The 17,431-nt window shown below is 53.2% G+C and carries 16 protein-coding genes; 10 read left to right on the top strand and 6 right to left on the bottom strand.

Annotated elements, in window-relative coordinates:
- The first annotated feature begins 133 nt into the window (after positions 1-133).
- A complete protein-coding gene (locus BMX91_RS14380) occupies positions 134-463 on the top strand; it encodes a hypothetical protein (protein ID WP_092055738.1) in 330 nt (109 codons plus the stop codon).
- A gap of 60 nt (positions 464-523) precedes the next feature.
- Here the strand turns inward: BMX91_RS14380 and BMX91_RS14375 are convergent, their stop codons facing one another.
- From BMX91_RS14375 to BMX91_RS14365, 3 genes are all read right to left on the bottom strand, one after another.
- Positions 524-1,084 carry a hypothetical protein gene (locus tag BMX91_RS14375; RefSeq protein ID WP_092055735.1) on the bottom strand — a complete coding sequence of 187 codons (561 nt, stop codon included), beginning with the start codon at positions 1,082-1,084 and terminating at the stop codon, positions 524-526.
- A 379-nt stretch (positions 1,085-1,463) separates the two neighbouring features.
- Positions 1,464-2,342 (bottom strand): cation diffusion facilitator family transporter, encoded by an 879-nt coding sequence (locus BMX91_RS14370; protein ID WP_092055734.1) that lies wholly within the window; start codon positions 2,340-2,342, stop codon positions 1,464-1,466.
- A gap of 154 nt (positions 2,343-2,496) precedes the next feature.
- A complete protein-coding gene (locus tag BMX91_RS14365) occupies positions 2,497-3,843 on the bottom strand; it encodes a hemolysin family protein (RefSeq protein ID WP_177168415.1) in 1,347 nt (448 codons plus the stop codon).
- A gap of 199 nt (positions 3,844-4,042) precedes the next feature.
- Between BMX91_RS14365 and BMX91_RS14360 the strand changes: the two genes are divergently transcribed.
- The 5 genes from BMX91_RS14360 to BMX91_RS14340 all read left to right on the top strand — a co-directional run bounded on the left by BMX91_RS14360 (position 4,043) and on the right by BMX91_RS14340 (position 12,082).
- Positions 4,043-5,236 carry a class I SAM-dependent rRNA methyltransferase gene (locus tag BMX91_RS14360; RefSeq protein ID WP_092055729.1) on the top strand — a complete coding sequence of 398 codons (1,194 nt, stop codon included), beginning with the start codon at positions 4,043-4,045 and terminating at the stop codon, positions 5,234-5,236.
- Between the two features lie 94 nt (positions 5,237-5,330).
- Positions 5,331-6,524 (top strand): chromate efflux transporter, encoded by a 1,194-nt coding sequence (chrA, locus tag BMX91_RS14355; RefSeq protein ID WP_092055725.1) that lies wholly within the window; start codon positions 5,331-5,333, stop codon positions 6,522-6,524.
- Positions 6,525-7,012: 488 nt separating this feature from the next.
- Positions 7,013-8,767, top strand: coding sequence for an ABC transporter ATP-binding protein (locus tag BMX91_RS14350; RefSeq protein ID WP_092055721.1), 1,755 nt, complete (start codon positions 7,013-7,015; stop codon positions 8,765-8,767).
- Entirely contained in the window at positions 8,754-10,511 is a 1,758-nt protein-coding gene (locus tag BMX91_RS14345) for an ABC transporter ATP-binding protein (RefSeq protein WP_092055719.1), read from the top strand. Before BMX91_RS14350 ends, BMX91_RS14345 begins: the two co-directional genes overlap by 14 nt.
- 299 nt (positions 10,512-10,810) lie before the next feature.
- Positions 10,811-12,082 (top strand): MFS transporter, encoded by a 1,272-nt coding sequence (locus BMX91_RS14340; RefSeq protein WP_092055715.1) that lies wholly within the window; start codon positions 10,811-10,813, stop codon positions 12,080-12,082.
- 697 nt (positions 12,083-12,779) lie between these two features.
- Here BMX91_RS14340 and BMX91_RS14330 read toward each other — a convergent pair.
- The 3 genes from BMX91_RS14330 to BMX91_RS14325 form a co-directional block, all read right to left on the bottom strand.
- The gene (locus BMX91_RS14330; RefSeq protein ID WP_092055710.1) at positions 12,780-13,007 is read right to left on the bottom strand and encodes a hypothetical protein; all 228 of its coding nucleotides are present in this window, start codon (positions 13,005-13,007) and stop codon (positions 12,780-12,782) included.
- Between the two features lie 128 nt (positions 13,008-13,135).
- Positions 13,136-13,285, bottom strand: coding sequence for a hypothetical protein (locus BMX91_RS15835; RefSeq protein ID WP_177168414.1), 150 nt, complete (start codon positions 13,283-13,285; stop codon positions 13,136-13,138).
- A 209-nt stretch (positions 13,286-13,494) separates the two neighbouring features.
- The gene (locus BMX91_RS14325) at positions 13,495-13,698 is read right to left on the bottom strand and encodes a YheE family protein (RefSeq protein WP_092055709.1); all 204 of its coding nucleotides are present in this window, start codon (positions 13,696-13,698) and stop codon (positions 13,495-13,497) included.
- Between the two features lie 73 nt (positions 13,699-13,771).
- Here BMX91_RS14325 and BMX91_RS14320 point away from each other — a divergent pair, with 73 nt between their 5' ends.
- The 4 genes from BMX91_RS14320 to BMX91_RS14305 all read left to right on the top strand — a co-directional run bounded on the left by BMX91_RS14320 (position 13,772) and on the right by BMX91_RS14305 (position 17,411).
- Positions 13,772-14,161: a ferritin-like domain-containing protein gene (locus tag BMX91_RS14320; protein ID WP_092055751.1), complete on the top strand. Its 390-nt coding sequence runs from the start codon at positions 13,772-13,774 to the stop codon at positions 14,159-14,161.
- Positions 14,162-14,237: 76 nt separating this feature from the next.
- Positions 14,238-15,380, top strand: a complete 1,143-nt coding sequence (locus BMX91_RS14315; RefSeq protein WP_092055708.1) for a DUF445 domain-containing protein — start codon at positions 14,238-14,240, stop codon at positions 15,378-15,380.
- Between the two features lie 14 nt (positions 15,381-15,394).
- Positions 15,395-15,742 carry a YlbF family regulator gene (locus BMX91_RS14310; RefSeq protein ID WP_092055707.1) on the top strand — a complete coding sequence of 116 codons (348 nt, stop codon included), beginning with the start codon at positions 15,395-15,397 and terminating at the stop codon, positions 15,740-15,742.
- Between the two features lie 157 nt (positions 15,743-15,899).
- Entirely contained in the window at positions 15,900-17,411 is a 1,512-nt protein-coding gene (locus BMX91_RS14305) for a coproporphyrinogen III oxidase (protein ID WP_092055704.1), read from the top strand.
- The last annotated feature ends 20 nt before the right edge of the window (positions 17,412-17,431 follow it).

Genomic DNA, 17,431 nt, shown 5'->3' with positions numbered 1-17,431 from the left:
CAGTTTGTACGTTGCTAAACGGGCGCTTGCGCTTTTGTGACTCGTTGCATTTCAAAAAATGGTTAACCTGTACTCAAGCGGGTAAGGATGTGTAGAGAAAGTAGACGCACAGTCAAAGAGGAGGAGTACATCTATGGCAACAAGCAAATGGTTAAAACTCGGAGCAGCGGCATTCCTGTCTGCCGGCATGCTCGCCGCATGTGGCGGAGACGGGGAAGATGATGATGTCAACGTGGATGTGGACGAGCAGGATCCAGTGGAAGAACAGGCACCTGCAGGTGATGGCGGAACAGATGGTGGTGAAGACACCGATGTGAATGTAGACACAGATTCTGAAACCGACACCGAAACGGAGACGGACACGGATTCAACCGATGGTGATACGAATGATGCCAATACGGATGACACATCAGATGATGAAGATATGCTGAATGAAACGGATGAGGAGAACGACAACTCCTGATCATTCGAAAAGGAAAAGCCCGGGGCTGGATTCCCGGGCTTTTCGGTGTTTCAGGGAACTTCAGCCCCCGTTTCGGATATGCTCACCGCCGCTTGCCGTGACAGCGCTGACTACCGGCTGATAGCGCTGCAGAATCATGCCCCGGTCGAAATGATAAGTCTCTCCATCTCTCATCTTAAATTCCAGGGATTCGACGTACAAAGTGCCGCCTTCCTTAGCCAGGTTCTCTGTAACACTCTCGAAATCCGACCACTCATAGGTTTCACTCGTCAGGGTGAACGGACCGTTGATGACAAAGTGTTCCGGCGTGTAATAATAGTAGTCTTTCACGGTAAGGAGGATGCCGGTCACTCCGACAGCCAGCAGCACAAGAGAGAATGTCCACTTTTTCTTTTGATTCTCCATGACTGCAAACAGGACGAAAACGGCAGCAAGCGCGAGAAATCCGATGCCACCCGTGATAAGCGACCAGCCGCTTGTGCCGATCAGTTCCGCTTCCCGTGTAATGAAGCCTGTCTTCAGCGGAAGCAGGATGGCGGCCGGACCCAGAAAGGCAAGGATGAATAGGATGATGGCGATGGTGAAAGAAATAACCCTGCGCTGATCTACTACATCATGCAAATTGAAAACCCCCCTTTTCTATCTATCTAAAATCATGTCAAATGCACATTCTGAGGTTTATCCGCTCTCCAGGGAAGGGATAACTCGGAATGTTTTCAACCTTAATACGACTATGCGACTGAAAAGTTTCAAATACCTTGCGGATGAGCCCCACCATAATTGGCAGATGGCGTGCATAGTATAGAAGACGAATAGGGGGCGATCGCCATGTCAAAAGGGAGTTACTGGCTGTACGGAGCCATGATACTGGCCGGTCTGGTAATAGGAACGATCGTGACGTATCTGATGTCGTCTTAAGGCGGGGTATTGGTTAATGGGAAATTACTTTATGGTCCTTTAATCGTTATTAGCGACAGCTAAAGCCATGAACCCTCGGGGCTCATGGCTTATTTGGAAATTCCGGCTCGATATGGACGAGTACGGTGGAGAGCGGCTTCACTTTCTGCATCCGCCGCTCGATCTGCTCGGTAATGCGGTGGCTTTCTATGACGTTCAGGGATGGATCGACAGTGACAGTCAGATCGATGAAAATCATATTTCCGTGCATCCTTCCCTTGAAGTCCTTGAGGCGGATAACCCCTGGAACAGATGCGGCCAGGTGGGCGAGCGCTTCTCCCTCTTCTTCGTCGAAGCCATCGGTGAGCGTGTAGACGGCTTCCTTAAAGATCGAAGCTGCGGCAAACAGAATGAGAAGGGCGATGATCAGGGCGGTGATCGTATCGATCACCGGGTATCCGAAGATGGCTCCGGCAATCCCGGCTGCGGCACCTAAACTCACGAGGGCATCGGCACGGTTGTCGAGTGCGGCAGCCCGGAGAGCGGAACTGCCGATTTTTTTGGACAGGCGGAGATTGTACCGGTAGACGGCATACATGATCAGGCCGCTTGCAAGGGCGATGAATCCTGTATATGGGGAAGGTGTCTGTGCACCTTCGCTGTAGATGGAGCCAATGGCATCCGTCAGCACCTGGATCCCGACGGCCGCCATAATGAATGAGGCGATCAGGGATGCAATCGTTTCAGCCCGGAGATGGCCGTACCGGTGGTTGTCGTCCGGCGGTTTCTGGGAGATCCGAAGGCCGATCAGAACAGCGACGGAGGCGATGACGTCTGTTGTATTATTGAGCGCATCCGCCTTTAGTGCCTCGGACGATCCGGCGACCCCTGCGATGAATTTGACTGTGCTCAGTATCAGGTAGGTTGTAATGCTGAGCCAGGCACCCCGTTCTCCCTGTTTGAGATTTGAATAAAGGTCCATGTTTCCACCTCCGGATTGTACAGTATACCCCAATTTCATGATGAATGTTTTCCCGTCGGAAACTTGGAACGGGCTGGCAGAATTCCTATGTCAGCATCAGCGGTTTTCCCGTCCGGAAAACAAAAAAACCGGAAGCAGGGGCTTCCGGTAAGGATCAGAAATCTGTTGCTGCGGCATCTTCAGCCGGCAAGGATTCTGATTCCTCTTCAATTTTCTGGACTTCGACGTACAGGATATGATGGCCTTCCATGTCCTTGACGAGGAATTCATATCCCTGTTCGATCATCTTCTCGCCTTTGACGATATCAAACCGTTTGGCCATGAACCAGCCGCCGATCGTATCGATATCCTCTTCGTCGATATGGATGCCGAGGATGTCGTTCACGTCCTCGATGAGCATTTTGGCGTCGAAGATATAATGACCTTCGCCAATTGCCTGAACATCAGGGACTTCATCGACGTCGAACTCATCCTGGATATCACCGACGATTTCTTCGAGAATATCCTCGATTGTGACGAGACCGCTCGTGCCGCCGTATTCATCCATGAGGACAGCCATATGGATCCGCTCTCGCTGGATTTTCAGAAGCAATTCGCTGATCGGGATTGATTCGATCACACGGATGATCGGCAGGAGAAAGTCGGTCACCGGACGATCGCCGGCTAATGGATCTTTAATATAAGCGGTCAGGAGATTCTTCATGTTGATCAGCCCGATGATGTGGTCCTTGTCACCGTCTGTCACCGGATAGCGTGTGTATTGCTCAACGCCCATGACGTCCAGGACTTCGCGTAGCGTCATATCCTGATCGACGGTCATCATCTCGGTGCGGGGTGCCATGATTTCACGGGCAATCCGGTCATCAAACTCGAAGATTTTGTTTACATACTTGTATTCGGACTGGTTGATTTCTCCGCTTTTCAGACTGTCTGAGAGAATCATCCGCAATTCTTCCTCGGAGTGCGCTTCCTCGGATTCCGACATCGGCTTGAATCCGAACAACCGGATCAGCCATTGTGCCGTGCCGTTCATCGTATGGATAAACGGATACATGAGCCGATAGAAAGCGATGAGGGGGCCGGAAAAGCTCAGGGTAATCGCTTCAGCCTTCTGGATGGCAATCGATTTCGGTGCAAGTTCCCCGACAACCACGTGCAGGAACGTCACAACCGAGAATGCGATAATAAACGAAAGCAGCGAGGAGATGTTCCCCTCGATGTTAAAGCGTTCGAAGAGGGGATGGAGCATACGCTCGACGGTCGGTTCCCCGAGCCAACCCAAACCGAGAGCAGTGATCGTAATTCCGAGCTGGCACGCGGAAAGGTATTCATCCAAGTTTGAGATGACTTTTTTTGCCCGGATGGCTTTCCTGTTTCCTTCGGCGATCAGCTGGTCGATACGGGTCGTCCTGACTTTCACAATTGCGAATTCACTCGCGACAAAAAACGCGGTGAAAGCGATTAAGGCAGCAAATGCTGCCAATCGTATGGCAATGTCCAAACAATTCCTTTGTCCATGACCCGAATGAGGGGGAGGACAAAGTGTACACCTCCTGTGAATGTAAAAAATAGTGAGTTACTTTCAATGATAAATCCGCATCAGCAAAAAGACAATAAAAATATCCTGCTAGCCGGTGGAAATTCGTCTATTTTGTGCAGGCGTGCGATAATGGGGAAAATCGAAATTTGGAGTTGGGAAAATGAAAACAACCAGTGTAAGGGTGAATGCAGAAGCAGCAGAAGCGATCCGGGCAGGCCAGCCTGTCATCCCGAAGGATTCCGTACGGGACATGTCAGTTTTCGGGGCAGAAGGAACATTATTGCGTCTGGAGGACCCGACTGGCCGGTATGTGGCCACCGGCTATCACGGACAGCAAAACAAAGGCGCGGGGTGGGTACTTTCACGAAATGAGCGGGAGACCATCGACAGGGAATTCTTTTCGCGCAAAATCCGTGAAGCTGCAGACCGCAGAAATCCCTTTTTCGAAAACCCGGATACGACGGCGTTCCGCGTGTTTAACGGGGAAGGGGACGGGATCGGCGGAATGACGATCGACCATTATGAAGGTCACTGGATGGTCAGCTGGTACAGCGAGGGTATTTATTCGATGCGGCAATTTGTCTACGAATCCTTGAAAGAGATGCCGGGAGTCCTCTCCGTCCATGAAAAAAAACGGTTCGATCTGAAAGGCCGTTATATGGAACAGGATGACTTTGTCTCGGGCAAGCAGCCGGAATTCCCACTGATCGTGAAGGAAAATGGCATGAACTTCGCCGTTGACCTGAATGACGGGGCGATGACCGGAATCTTCCTCGACCAGCGGGACGTCCGGAAGGCGATCCGCGACGAATATGCGGAGGGCAGGAGTGTACTTAATACGTTCTCCTATACGGGGGCATTTTCGGTGGCGGCAGCTCTCGGAGGTGCTTCCGGGACGGTCAGTGTCGACCTGGCAAAGCGGAGCCTGCCAAAGACGATCGAGCAGTTCGCCGTCAACGGCATCGACTATGAAGCGCAGGACATCGTTGTTATGGACGTGTTCGATTACTTCAGGTATGCCCGGCGCAAGGAGCTGGAGTTCGATCTGGTCGTCCTGGATCCGCCGAGCTTCGCGCGTTCCAAAAAGCGGACCTTCAGTGCCGCCAAGGACTATGCCAATCTGCTTGAAGATGTCTTGGCCATCACGGCAAAAGGCGGCATCGTAGTCGCTTCGACCAACCATGCCGGCTTCGGAATGAAGAAGTTCAGGACATTCATCGACAAGGCATTCCAGACGAGCGGCAGAAAGTACCGCATCCTGAAAGAGTACCGGTTGCCGGAAGATTTCCGCACTCCGCGGAATTCTCCTGAATCCGACTACTTGAAGGTGGCTGTCATCAAAGCGGACAGCTGAGCGAAAAAAGTTTGTTAAGTATTTGTAAAGAAGGTTCATTCGCCAAAAAGACTCCGTTAGGATAAGGTGGACATCTTTATTTGGAGGTTTTTTGATGGAAAAGAAGGAAAGAGGGCGGTATGGCGAAATCTTGTCGGCGTCGCTCAAGCTGGGGCTGACGTCGTTCGGAGGGCCTGCCGCCCATCTCGGATATTTCAGAGATGAATACGTTAAAAAACGCGGGTGGCTTGATGATAGGGCCTATGCGGATCTGGTTGCATTGTGCCAATTTCTTCCAGGGCCTGCAAGTTCCCAGGTTGGCATCGGGGTCGGGCTGATCCGTGGAGGCATCGGAGGAGCGATGCTGTCCTGGTTCGGATTCACGATGCCCTCTGTCATCATTCTCATGCTGTTTGCATATCTTGTTGCTGGTGACGTGCCGTTCGACACGGGCTGGATCCGCGGTCTTAAGATCGTAGCGGTCGCGATCATTCTCCATGCGCTGATCGGGATGGGCAAGAACCTGACTCCCGACGTCCCGAGACTTGCGCTTGCGGCGCTGGCTGCGGCCGGTGTCCTGCTCGTGCCGACCGCTTGGGGCCAGATCGGCATCATTGTCCTCGCCGGGCTTATCGGTTATATCCTATATCGGAACCGACAGGAAGGGAACGGCGGAGAGGATGCGGCCATTCCGATGCCGGTCGGGAAAAAGGCCGGTGCGGTGGCCTGGGGACTGTTCTTCGCACTGCTCGCACTTTTGCCTTTGCTCCGGCAGACCACAGACCATATCCTCGTGTCAATTACGGATATCTTCTACCGGGTCGGTTCGATTGTGTTCGGGGGCGGCCACGTCGTCCTGCCGATGCTGGAACGTGAAGTTGTGCCGCAAGGTTATATGGACGCAGAGACATTTATCGCGGGCTACGGTGCCGCACAGGCCGTGCCGGGTCCCCTCTTCACGCTGGCAGCCTACATAGGAATGATCATGGACAGTGTGCCTGGAGCGCTCGTCGCAGTTGTCGCGATGTTCCTGCCTTCGTTCCTCCTCGTAATCGGAACGCTGCCGTTCTGGTCGGTACTCCGCAAGAAAATCTGGCTGAGGGCGGCGCTTGTCGGCGTCAATGCCGCTGTTGTGGGGATTCTCGCGGCGGCTCTCATTAATCCGGTCATCCCGAGCTCGATCTTCTCGGTATGGGATATTGCTGTTGCAGCACTTTGTTTCTGGCTGCTTCAGTTCAAGAAAACCCCACCATGGGTTGTTGTGGCGGTGGCGGGCGTACTCGGTGCCCTGCTCCATGCGTTTCTCTGAGGCGGTATCCACAAATAATGATGCACATATAACTTCACCCATAATGGGGCAAGATTAATAAGTCAAGTGCAAATTGAGGAATTTCTCTGAAAACAGTTGACATGGACTCATCCGCAAGGGTAGTCTGTTAAGGTAAACAAACTAACGGAAAGGGAGGTATGGACGATGTACAACATGATCATTCAACTCGGACTCGACAACAGCTGCATATCGCCATGCCTGCCCGCACTGCGGCCGTAATTACACGGCACCAGTGTCTTTACAGGGGGTCCGGCATGCCTGCCAGACCCTTTTTTCATTGAGCGCGCCTCCATGATTTGGGGCGTGTTTTTTGTGCTTGCTTTGGTAGCACCGCGCTTTTGCGCGCTGTATACAAGACCAAAAACGGAGAGGAGAAATGGTGATGTGCATCACAAAAGAACGCAAAATTCTGGTCAAGGAATCTAAAGAAGGCGGGTAGTGCCCGCCGGGGAGAGAAGGGATAACCAATGTTCTCAGTCTTATTTAAATTAAACTGGTTCTTTAAGGAGAACTGGAAGCGGTACACGGTGGCGTTGATTTTGCTCACTTTCACCAATATCCTCGTCGTCGTTCCGCCATGGCTGATCGGCCGGGCGATCGACACGATGTACCGCGGAGACATGACGGAAGGGCTGCTCATGACCTTTGCGGGTCTGATGCTCCTCGTCATGGCCGTCAACTACGCCTCGAACTTTATCTGGCAATACCAGCTGTTCGGCGGGGCGAACGTGATCGAGCGGGTCCTCAGGAGCCGGCTGATGAAGCACTTCCTGAAGATGACACCGACATTCTACGAGAAGAACCGGACGGGTGATCTGATGGCCCGCTCGACAAATGACTTGCGCGCGATTTCGGAAACTGCCGGTTTCGGTATCATGACGCTGATCGACTCGACGCTTTACCTGGCAACGATTTTGCTGACGGCCGGTTTCCTCGTTTCGTGGAAGCTGACACTGGCCGCGATCTTGCCGCTGCCGATCCTGGCAATCATCATGCAGGTGCTCGGCAAGAAGATCCATGAGCGCTACGTTGTCGCACAGGACGCCTTCGGTGACCTGAACGATGATGTGCTCGAGGCGGTTGCCGGTGTCCGAGTGGTCCGCGCATACGTACAGGAGCGCGCAACCGAAGAAAAGTTCAGAAAGAAAACGGAAGAAGTGTACGAAAAGAACATGGCGGTCGAGCGGATTGATGCGCTGTTTGCGCCGACATCAAAGGTGCTTACAGCAGCCAGCTACGCAATCGGACTCGGCTATGGTGCCTTTCTCGTCTCAACAGGTGAGATGACGCTCGGCAACCTCGTCACGTTCAACGTCTATCTTGGGATGGCCGTCTGGCCGATGATCGCGATCGGCGAACTGATCAACGTCATGCAACGGGGGAATGCTTCCCTCGACCGGGTCCACGAAACGCTGTCCTACCTGGAAGACGTCCGGGATCCGGACCGGCCGAAATGGGCGGGACATCCGGATGACGTCACTTTCGATGATGTGACATTTCAATATCCGCAGTCCTCGTCAGTTAACCTTGACCGGGTAAAAGTGAGGCTTGAGCGGGGAGGGACCCTCGGCATCGTCGGGAAGACCGGCAGCGGGAAGACGACCTTTATTCGCCAGTTGCTGCGCGAGTATCCTGCCGGAGACGGGGAACTCAGTTTTTCCGGAGTTTCCGTCAGTGACCTCACCAAAGATGAAGTTCGGGACTGGATCGGCTATGTGCCACAGGACCATGTGCTGTTTTCACGCTCGATCCGCGACAACATCCTGTTCGGCAAACCGGACGCGACCGATGCGGAGATCGACGAAGCGATCCACCTGTCTCATTTCCGGAAGGACTTGGCGATGCTTCCACAGGGACTGGAAACACTCGTCGGTGAAAAGGGCGTTGCGCTCTCGGGCGGCCAGAAACAGCGGATCTCAATTGCCCGGGCACTGATCAAGGATCCGGATATCCTGATCCTCGATGACTCGCTGTCGGCAGTCGATGCCAAGACCGAGACGGCGATCATCGAAAACATCCGGCAGGGCAGAGAAGGCAAGACGACGATCATCACGACACACAGGCTGTCGGCAATTGAGCATGCTGACTGGATCATCGTCCTGGAAGACGGAAAAGTCACCGAGGAAGGGACACATGGATCCCTCCTGGAAACTGGCGGGTGGTACCGCGAACAATTCGACCGGCAGCAGATCGGGGAGGTGGATCATCATGAAAAAGGGTAAACGGCTGGTCCGTTATGCGACGGACCAAAAACGCTATGTTATTCCGGGTGTGATCTGCCTGGCACTCGCTGTTGCGGCCGATCTTGCCGGCCCGCTGATCGCCAAAAAGATCATCGATGATCATATCGCAGGCAATGAAGGAGGCGGGATGGAATACGCACCGATCCTGATGCTGCTTGCGATCTTCATGGGCCTTGCCGTGGTAACAGCGGTGTTCCGCTATTTGGAATACCTGCTCCTCCAGAAAGGGGCGAACCGCATCATCCAGAAGATGCGGAACGAAGTATACGGCAAAATCCAGACGCTACCGGTCCGCTACTTCGACAATCTGCCGGCGGGTAAAGTAGTCGCGCGAATCACGAACGATACGGAAGCGATCCGGGACATGTACGTCACGGTGCTTTCGCAGTTTGCGACAAGCGGCATGTATATGATCGGGATCTTCGCCGCGCTGCTGTATCTGGAGCCGGCGATGGGGGCGATTACGCTTCTGCTCATTCCGGTGCTTTATATCTGGATGATCTCCTACAGGAAGTACGCTTCCAAGTACAACCGGATCATCCGCGGGAAGGTCAGTGACCTTAACGCGATGATCAACGAGGCCATTCAGGGCATGACGATCATCCAGGCTTTCCGCAGGGAAAAGCAGATGGAACAGGAATTCGATGAGCTGAACGACGAGCACTTCAGGTACAACAACAAGCTGCTGTTTCTCGACTCGGCGACGTCGTTCAACCTGGTCGACGTGCTCCGGTCGATGACGTTCATCGCATTTATCCTGTACTTCGGCAATGTGGCGCTCTCCGCTCCGGCCGCAATCTCCGTCGGTGCGCTGTACGCATTCGTTGACTACATCACACGTCTCTTCAATCCGATTACGGGTATCGTCAATCAGTTCTCCCGCCTCGAGCACTCACTTGTCGCGGCGGAGCGGGTATTCGAATTGCTCGACCAGGAAGGGGAGGACGTGAGCGACGAGAAGATCGCGAGATACCGCGGAAACGTCCGGTTTGAGAATGTCTGGTTTGCCTACAAAGATGAGGAGTATGTCCTGAAAGGCATCGACTTTGAGGCAAAGCAAGGCGAAACGGTGGCGCTCGTCGGCCATACCGGTTCCGGCAAAAGTTCGATCATGAACCTGCTGTTCCGGTTCTATGACCCGACAAAGGGCAGGATTGTGATTGACGGAACCGACATCACAAAGCTGTCCCGTCAGACGGTGCGCGACCATATGGGAATCGTGCTGCAGGATCCGTACCTGTTTACCGGAACGATCGGGTCGAACATCAGCCTGGACGATCCGCGCATTACCCGCGAAGACGTGGAACGCGCCCTCGAGGCCGTCGGAGGGGACCGGGTATTAAAGACCCTTCCGGGCGGAATCGACGAGCCGGTCGTGGAAAAGGGCAGCACACTGTCTGCCGGCCAGCGCCAGCTGATCTCGTTTGCCCGGGCACTTGCCTTCGACCCGGCAATTTTGATTCTGGATGAAGCGACGTCGAATATCGACACGGAGACGGAAGAGATCATCCAGCATGCAATGGATGTCCTGAAAAAAGGACGGACGACATTCGTCATCGCCCACCGGCTGTCGACCATTAAGAATGCAGACCGCATCATCGTGCTGGACCGCGGCGAGATTGTGGAACTTGGCACTCATGACCAGCTGCTCGCCTACGAAGGCCAGTACGCGCAGATGTATAAGCTGCAGGCCGGTACACAGGCGGCGGGGAAGACTGGGTAACAGAAAGGCCTGTTTCACAGCCCGGAATTGATCAGTCTCGTCATTCAACCGCTTAATTTCGTCATTCGTCAGTTCAGTTTCGTCATTCACACCTTTAATCTCGTCATTCACAGCCGGCCGGTTGCGAATGACGAGATTTTTGCCTTAAATGACGAAATTGAATATGGCAGGAGTCCCTTTAGGAGGACGCTCTTTGGGGATGCCTTGTGCTTGAATCAGAATCATCCTTCTATTGCCTTTTCCTTTCTATTTTCGTATAATCCGAATGTCGAAATAAATAGAAAGTGAAGGGCCTGTCCATGATTAACTGGTTGAATGAATGGAAAAAGAAGGTCTCTGGATTCAGCCGAAACGTCCGGCTGTTTATATGCGCCAATATCCTCATCCAGATCGGGATGGGGGTATTTGCCGTTATGTACAATCTGTATATCAAAGCACTTGGCATGCCGGAAACTGTGAACGGCAGCATCATCTCGATGACCGCGCTCGCGACGGCGATCATCCTCATACCCGCCGGGCTGCTCAGTGACCGTTTCGGCAGGAAGTGGCTGCTGATCGGCGGTTCTGCACTGACGATGCTGTCGTTGTTCTACCGTTCCGTCGAGACATCGGAAAGCACACTCGTGGCGGCTGCCTTCGTGACCGGCCTGACCATGGCATTCGTCCAGGTGTCGGGCGTCCCGTTCCTTGCGGAAAACTCGACCGCTGCGGAGCGGGTCCACCTGTTCAGTCTTTATTTCTCGCTCGTTACCGTGGCCGGAGTGTTCGGAAGTCTCGGAGGCGGGGTGATCGCGGATGTATTGGAGAAATCGTTCGGCCTGTTTGAAGTGGAGGCGATACGCTGGTCGCTGCTGGCCGGCGCCGCAATCTTCGCAGCAGGCATCCTTCCTCTGTTTTTCCTGTCAGGGGGGAAGAAATACGATCAGCCGGTGACTGCCGACCGGATCCCGGAACCGCCGGTGCAAGGGGAGCCGGACGAGGCGGCCCTAAGCAGGAACGTCAAGCTCATTTTCCATCTCGGGCTTGCGAATCTGCTGATCGGTTTCGGATCGGGGCTTGTCATCCCGTACCTGAACCTGTACTTCGCGAACCGGTTCGATGCATCAAACGCCTATATCGGACTTATTCTGTCACTCGGATCCGCGATGACAGCGGTCGCGATGATGATCGGACCGGCGCTCGTCAAACGGGTCGGCAAGGTGAAGGCGCTCATCTTCTTCCAGCTCGCATCGATCCCGTTCCTGTTCCTGACGGCGTATACGATGTCACTCGGGCTGGCGTCGCTTGGTTTCCTCATGCGCCAGGCGCTTATGAACGCCGGCAACCCGATCCAGAGCGCCATCTCGATGGAAATCGTCCACGACAAATACAAGGGCCTCGCCAACTCCGTCAACCAGACCGTGTTCCAGATGGGCTGGGCGGCAATGGGCCCGGTATCTGCAGGACTGGTCGTCGCCTACGGATCCTACTGGGGATATGCATGGGCGTTTACGATCACAGGTGCGCTGTATATGATCTCATCCATCTACTATTACATGGTGTTCGGCAGGAGGAAACTGGCGGGGGAATAAGAGCTGTTCACACCTTACTATTTCCATGCATTTTTGATGACGGCAACGACCAACCAGATGGTTCCGAGAAAGAACAGGTACAATATGATCAATGGCGAGATGCTTATGAACATCTCTATTAAAATCCCCAGTTTGTGTAAGAGATAATTTTTCATAATTACATATATGCCATGTTTTGGAATTACATGCTATAGACTCCATAGGTTTAAATGGAAATGAAATAGCCCCGGCGGCAGCCGGGGCTATTCTCTGTCTGTTGTGGGGTTCGGTAAAGAAAACGACCGCTGGGATGACCTTTTTCGACGGGGTCAATATCGTATGGATTGGTTATCAGACAGTATCGATCACCGCCTATGCAGCCATTCAACCGTTCTTGACCGCCAATTTGTTCTATGTGGCCGGTTCATTGGTCTTGAGCGGCTCCTTGCTTTTTGAAATGAGAGATAAACAGATAAACAAACGAGCAACATTAATAAATATCACAACGATAATATCCGCTGTCATACTGAGCGGGAACATCCTGTATTGGGAATTTTATTTATGAATGAAAGCCTCCACATCCTTTGGTTGTGGAGGCTTTTGGCGTTTATTTTCTTTGGTTGATGCGGTTTTGCTCGGGCCTTGTCCTTCATCACTCCTGCTCGCGTCGCTGGTGTTCGGCTGGAGGAAGTTGGCGGGGGAATAACATCAGCACCGATTAGTGGCCGGTAAAGGTTTCAATTGCCATCATGATTAATTGTAGAGTCATAATGATCAAGACGGCCACACTCCCGATTCTGATTAATTTGATTTGGGCATCCGACAGCTCAGGAAGCTCCTTGTACTGCCATTTTTTCATAAAGAAATAGCTTTCTTCCGGCTCATAGAGGGACCATATACAAATACCGTAAACGGGGATTGCCAATATAGTCATAATAAATAACATCGGGTAGCCCCCTTTTTTAGATCTACTATGTATACGGTGTTAAGTACAGGGAGTTTCACTTAACAGAAAAATGGGTTGAAACGAATAGCCCCCACAGCCAGTTTATAGGCTGTGGAGGCTTTTGGTATTCATCGTTTCTGATTGTCGGCAGTATTGATCATGCGGTTTTGTTCATTCGGCTCGCGTGCCTTGTCCTTCATCGACTCCTGCTCGCGTTTTTGCTGTTCGTTCAGCCGGTCCTTCTCTTCAAAATTGTTCTGCGATTTGCTGTCTCCCATCGGGAATTCCTCCTTCCGGTAATACTCAAAGTATTCCCGGCAGAGCCCTGAATCAAACGGTCCTGTTGCCTGTCCGGTTTGTCCAAAAGGAGGGTGAACTGCAATTTGGCCGCCCGCATTGGAATATGGGAGCAGAATTTGCAATAAGGCGATGTGACTTGCAATAAGGAAGCCCGACTTGCAACATAGCGAATAACTTGAAATAAACTTTACTCGTAGACGTGGAACGTCATGAGTTCGTGGATCATTTTTTGGACTTGATCCTCGTCCGGCGGTGTTTCGCCTGACCAGACAATCGAACCGTCCTGGCGGTAGTCCCCGCTATAACGCTTGTTTTTATAATGGAAGGAAAACGTCCAGCCCGGGAGCTGGCCTCCTTCGAACATCGGCTTGTACGTGAAATGCTGCAGCATGTTCCTCATCCCTTTCATGATGGCCGCCCCAAACGCATACCTTGGTGGAAAGATGACGAAAGGATGCGACCGCGTGTTTACCGATCAGCTTCGCGAGGCGATCGAGGACGAGTACAAGGCGTACTACTTCTACAAGTCGATGGCTTCGCTCACGAATGACCGGTATTGGCTCGACTTCATCCAGCATGCGATGGACGACGAGAAGAGCCATTACGAAATGTTCCAACAGCTCTATTATATGCTGACGGGCGCCTACGTTCAAAGCCTCAGGAAGCCGGGACCGGTTGACAACCTGAAGGGGGCACTTAAACAGGCGATCCGGGACGAACTGGAGGCGACTGACAAGTATAAGGTCATGATGCTGGAATCCCCACTCCAGGAAGGGGTCAACCCGCTGTTCATCGCGATGCATGACGAAATGGAGCACGCCATCCGGTTCTCGATGATGTACAACGCCATCTGACCGGTGGCGTTCCTTTTTCTGTATAAGGCCCTGTCTGTTATAATGGGACGGACACCAACAGAAAAAGGTGAAGTGATTGAATGCATTTCTGACCATCGCGTTGATGGCTGTGATCGGCGCCATCATCGGGGGCATTACGAACCATCTGGCGATCAAGATGCTGTTCCGCCCCCACGAGGCCAAATATATCGGCAGTTGGCGAGTGCCGTTCACTCCCGGGCTCATTCCGAAACGCCGCGATGAGCTGGCCAGGCAGTTCGGACGAATTGTTGTGGATTATCTTCTGACACCGGATACGTTCCGAAATAAACTGTTTACACCGGCTGTCCGGGAAAAGGCGGAAGGCGTCATCAGCCGCCTGATCGGCAAGCATGTATTCGGCGGGGACAAGACATTATCAGACTGGCTGGACATGACGGGTATGCGGGACGCAGACGAGAAATTCGAGGCGGTCGCTCTCGGTCTCGTCGATGTTAAATTCGAGGAAGCCAAGGCGCGGCTCCTTACCGGCACGGTCGCAGAGCGGGTGCCGGCCCGCTGGATGGACGAAGCGGAAGAAAAGCTTCCGGAAATCCGCCGCTACATCCTGTCGCGCGCCATGGACTATGTGAACTCGGATGAAGGGCGTCAGACGATCCGGAAAATGCTGGATGACTTCCTGGAATCCCGGGGAACATTCGGCGGCATGCTCCAGTCGCTGTTCGGCAGCTCGGAAACACTCGTTGACAAGATCCAGAGGGAAGGCCTGAAGTTCCTTTCTGCATCAGGGACCGCGCGTCTTTTGGATGGACTGATCGAAGGCGAGTATGAGAAACTGAAAAACCGTCCGGTCGAGGAATTGATTGGCGGGTTTGACTGGGAAGGCCTGAAGGCATCGGTCCTCGGGTATGTCAGGAAAGAGCTGGCCGCCGGCGAACGTCTGGACCGTACCCTCAAAGACTACTGGCCGGAAGGTGAGGAATGGGTGGCGCGCAATGTAACGCCCGCCCTCACCGATTTTGCCTTCGCGCAGGCAGAGGCTAAAATGGAAGAGGCGCTTGGCCGCCTGAAGATCGACCAGATGGTCAAAGATCAGGTCGACACGTTCCCGGTTTCCAGGCTCGAAGATCTCGTATTGGGAATCTCCAAACGGGAATTCAAGATGATCACGGTCCTCGGTGCCGTTCTCGGCGGCATGATCGGGATTTTCCAGGGGATTCTGTCGTTGCTTATTAATTGATTGGAGTGGTGAACATGACAGTGAATATCTATGATGACATCAACCGGCTGGAAGCGACATTCCGCAAGACGGATGAATACGCGGCGCTTGTCGGAGCGATCGAGAACGTCAAGGCGGACGAAGAGGCACTGAACATCTTCCGGAACTTCCGCAAAATCCAGATGGACCTCCAGCAAAAGCAGATGGCCGGCGAAGAAATCGATGGTGACGTTCTTGAATATGCGCAGAAAACGGCGCAGCTTGCCCAGAACAACCCAAAGATTGCCGGGATGCTGCAGGCTGAAATGCAGCTGAGCCGCATTATCGAAGACGTGAACCGGATTCTCATGAAGCCGGTTCAGAACCTGTACGAAGAAATCTAAATCAAAACTATTGTCCGGAAGCGCATGTCGCTGTCCGGACTTTTTTTGTCTGGACGGAAAAACGGGTGCTGAGGGCTTATATTTCAAAGACGAGTGCCAAGAGGAATTCTGCTATAATGAACGGAGATTTTCATTCCATTGAAACAAGGTGAACTTTATGAAGCCGATTTATATAAAGCAATCATTTGAACAGGACTGGGTCCGCATGTTCCAGAACATCGCCAACCTGTTTTATGAAGAGACCGAGATGGTGAAGGAGGCTGCAGAAGACGGCGTCTCCATCTCGCTGGACTGGTCCGAAGAGGATGGCGTGGTCTCTGGTGCGGCCATCCTTCATGACGGAAAAGCGGAATTCACGGCAAATTATGCAGAAGCGGCAACGCACGGCGGCGATCCGAAAGCGGAAAAGCGCCAGCTGAAGCGTGTGCTTTCCCATGTCTTCCTTGATGTCCTCGAGCAGTCAACAGGGCTGATCCAGCCATGGGGCATCCTGACCGGCATGCGTCCGACAAAGCTGTACCATAAGATGCGCCGTGAGGGACTCACGCACGAGGAAATTGCAGATCGTCTGATCAGCGATTACCGCATCACACCGGAAAAGATCGAGCTCATGAAAGATATCGTCGCCCGCCAGCTGAAGATGATTCCGGACCTTGACCGGATCGGCGAGGAGGTCAGTGTCTATATCGGCATCCCGTTCTGTCCGACAAAGTGTGCATATTGCACCTTCCCGGCATACGCTCTGCCACGTCGGGGCACACGCGTCCAGTCATTCCTTGACGGGCTGCACGTGGAGATCGAAGAAATCGGAGCATGGCTGAAAGAGCGCGGCATCAAAGTGACGTCCGTCTACTTCGGGGGCGGCACACCTACGTCAATCGAGGCGCATGAGATGGACGCGCTTTACGAAACGCTTTACAAGTCCTTCCCGGACATCGAAAACGTCCGCGAGATCACAGTCGAGGCGGGCCGCCCCGACACGATCACACCCGCGAAGATCGATGTCCTGAAAAAATGGAACATCGACCGGATCAGTGTCAACCCTCAGTCGTATACCGACGAAACCCTGAAGGCGATCGGCCGCTTCCATACGGTGCAGGAGACGATCGACAAATTCCATCTGTCCCGAGACATGGGTATGAACAACATCAACATGGACCTGATCATCGGCCTGCCGAACGAAGGAACGGAAGAGTTTGCGCACTCGCTCGCCGAGACGGAAAAACTCCAGCCGGAATCGCTCACCGTTCATACGCTGTCGTTCAAGCGGGCGTCCGAGATGACTCGTAACCGCTCCAAGTACACAGTGGCGGACCGCGACACCGTCGTTGACATGATGCATATGGCGCAAAACTGGACCGCGCGGAACGGTTATGTCCCATACTATCTGTACCGCCAGAAAAACATTCTCGGCAACCTCGAGAACGTCGGCTACTCCAAGCCGGGCGAGGAAAGCATCTACAACATCGTGATCATGGAGGAAGTTCAGACGATCATCGGGCTCGGCTGCGGCGCATCGAGCAAGTTCGTCCATCCCGAAACTGGCCGCATCACCCAGTTCCACAATCCGAAAGACCCATCAGCGTACATTCTGAGCTATTCAGAGTCCATCGACAAGAAGCTCGAGATGCTCGATGAGCTCTTTGGTGAAGCGGTATCTGCAAAGTAATTGAGCAATGAAAAGCGACC

The sequence above is a fragment of the Bhargavaea ginsengi genome (assembly GCF_900109165.1).
Taxonomy (GTDB): domain Bacteria; phylum Bacillota; class Bacilli; order Bacillales_A; family Planococcaceae; genus Bhargavaea; species Bhargavaea ginsengi.
Note: the sequence above shows the minus strand (reverse complement) of the source record. Positions and strands in the feature narration are given on the sequence as shown.

Bases quoted from the DNA above. Each gene is read 5' to 3' on its own strand.
- BMX91_RS14350 (WP_092055721.1), top strand. From the start codon at position 7,013: ATGTTCTCAGTCTTATTTAAATTAAACTGGTTCTTTAAGGAGAACTGG.
- BMX91_RS15835 (WP_177168414.1), bottom strand. From the start codon at position 13,285: ATGGGAGACAGCAAATCGCAGAACAATTTTGAAGAGAAGGACCGGCTG.
- BMX91_RS14370 (WP_092055734.1), bottom strand. From the start codon at position 2,342: ATGGACCTTTATTCAAATCTCAAACAGGGAGAACGGGGTGCCTGGCTC.
- BMX91_RS14340 (WP_092055715.1), top strand. From the start codon at position 10,811: ATGATTAACTGGTTGAATGAATGGAAAAAGAAGGTCTCTGGATTCAGC.
- BMX91_RS14330 (WP_092055710.1), bottom strand. From the start codon at position 13,007: ATGTTATTTATTATGACTATATTGGCAATCCCCGTTTACGGTATTTGT.
- BMX91_RS14305 (WP_092055704.1), top strand. From the start codon at position 15,900: ATGAAGCCGATTTATATAAAGCAATCATTTGAACAGGACTGGGTCCGC.
- BMX91_RS14380 (WP_092055738.1), top strand. From the start codon at position 134: ATGGCAACAAGCAAATGGTTAAAACTCGGAGCAGCGGCATTCCTGTCT.
- BMX91_RS14310 (WP_092055707.1), top strand. From the start codon at position 15,395: ATGACAGTGAATATCTATGATGACATCAACCGGCTGGAAGCGACATTC.
- BMX91_RS14325 (WP_092055709.1), bottom strand. From the start codon at position 13,698: ATGCTGCAGCATTTCACGTACAAGCCGATGTTCGAAGGAGGCCAGCTC.
- BMX91_RS14345 (WP_092055719.1), top strand. From the start codon at position 8,754: ATGAAAAAGGGTAAACGGCTGGTCCGTTATGCGACGGACCAAAAACGC.
- chrA (WP_092055725.1), top strand. From the start codon at position 5,331: ATGGAAAAGAAGGAAAGAGGGCGGTATGGCGAAATCTTGTCGGCGTCG.
- BMX91_RS14360 (WP_092055729.1), top strand. From the start codon at position 4,043: ATGAAAACAACCAGTGTAAGGGTGAATGCAGAAGCAGCAGAAGCGATC.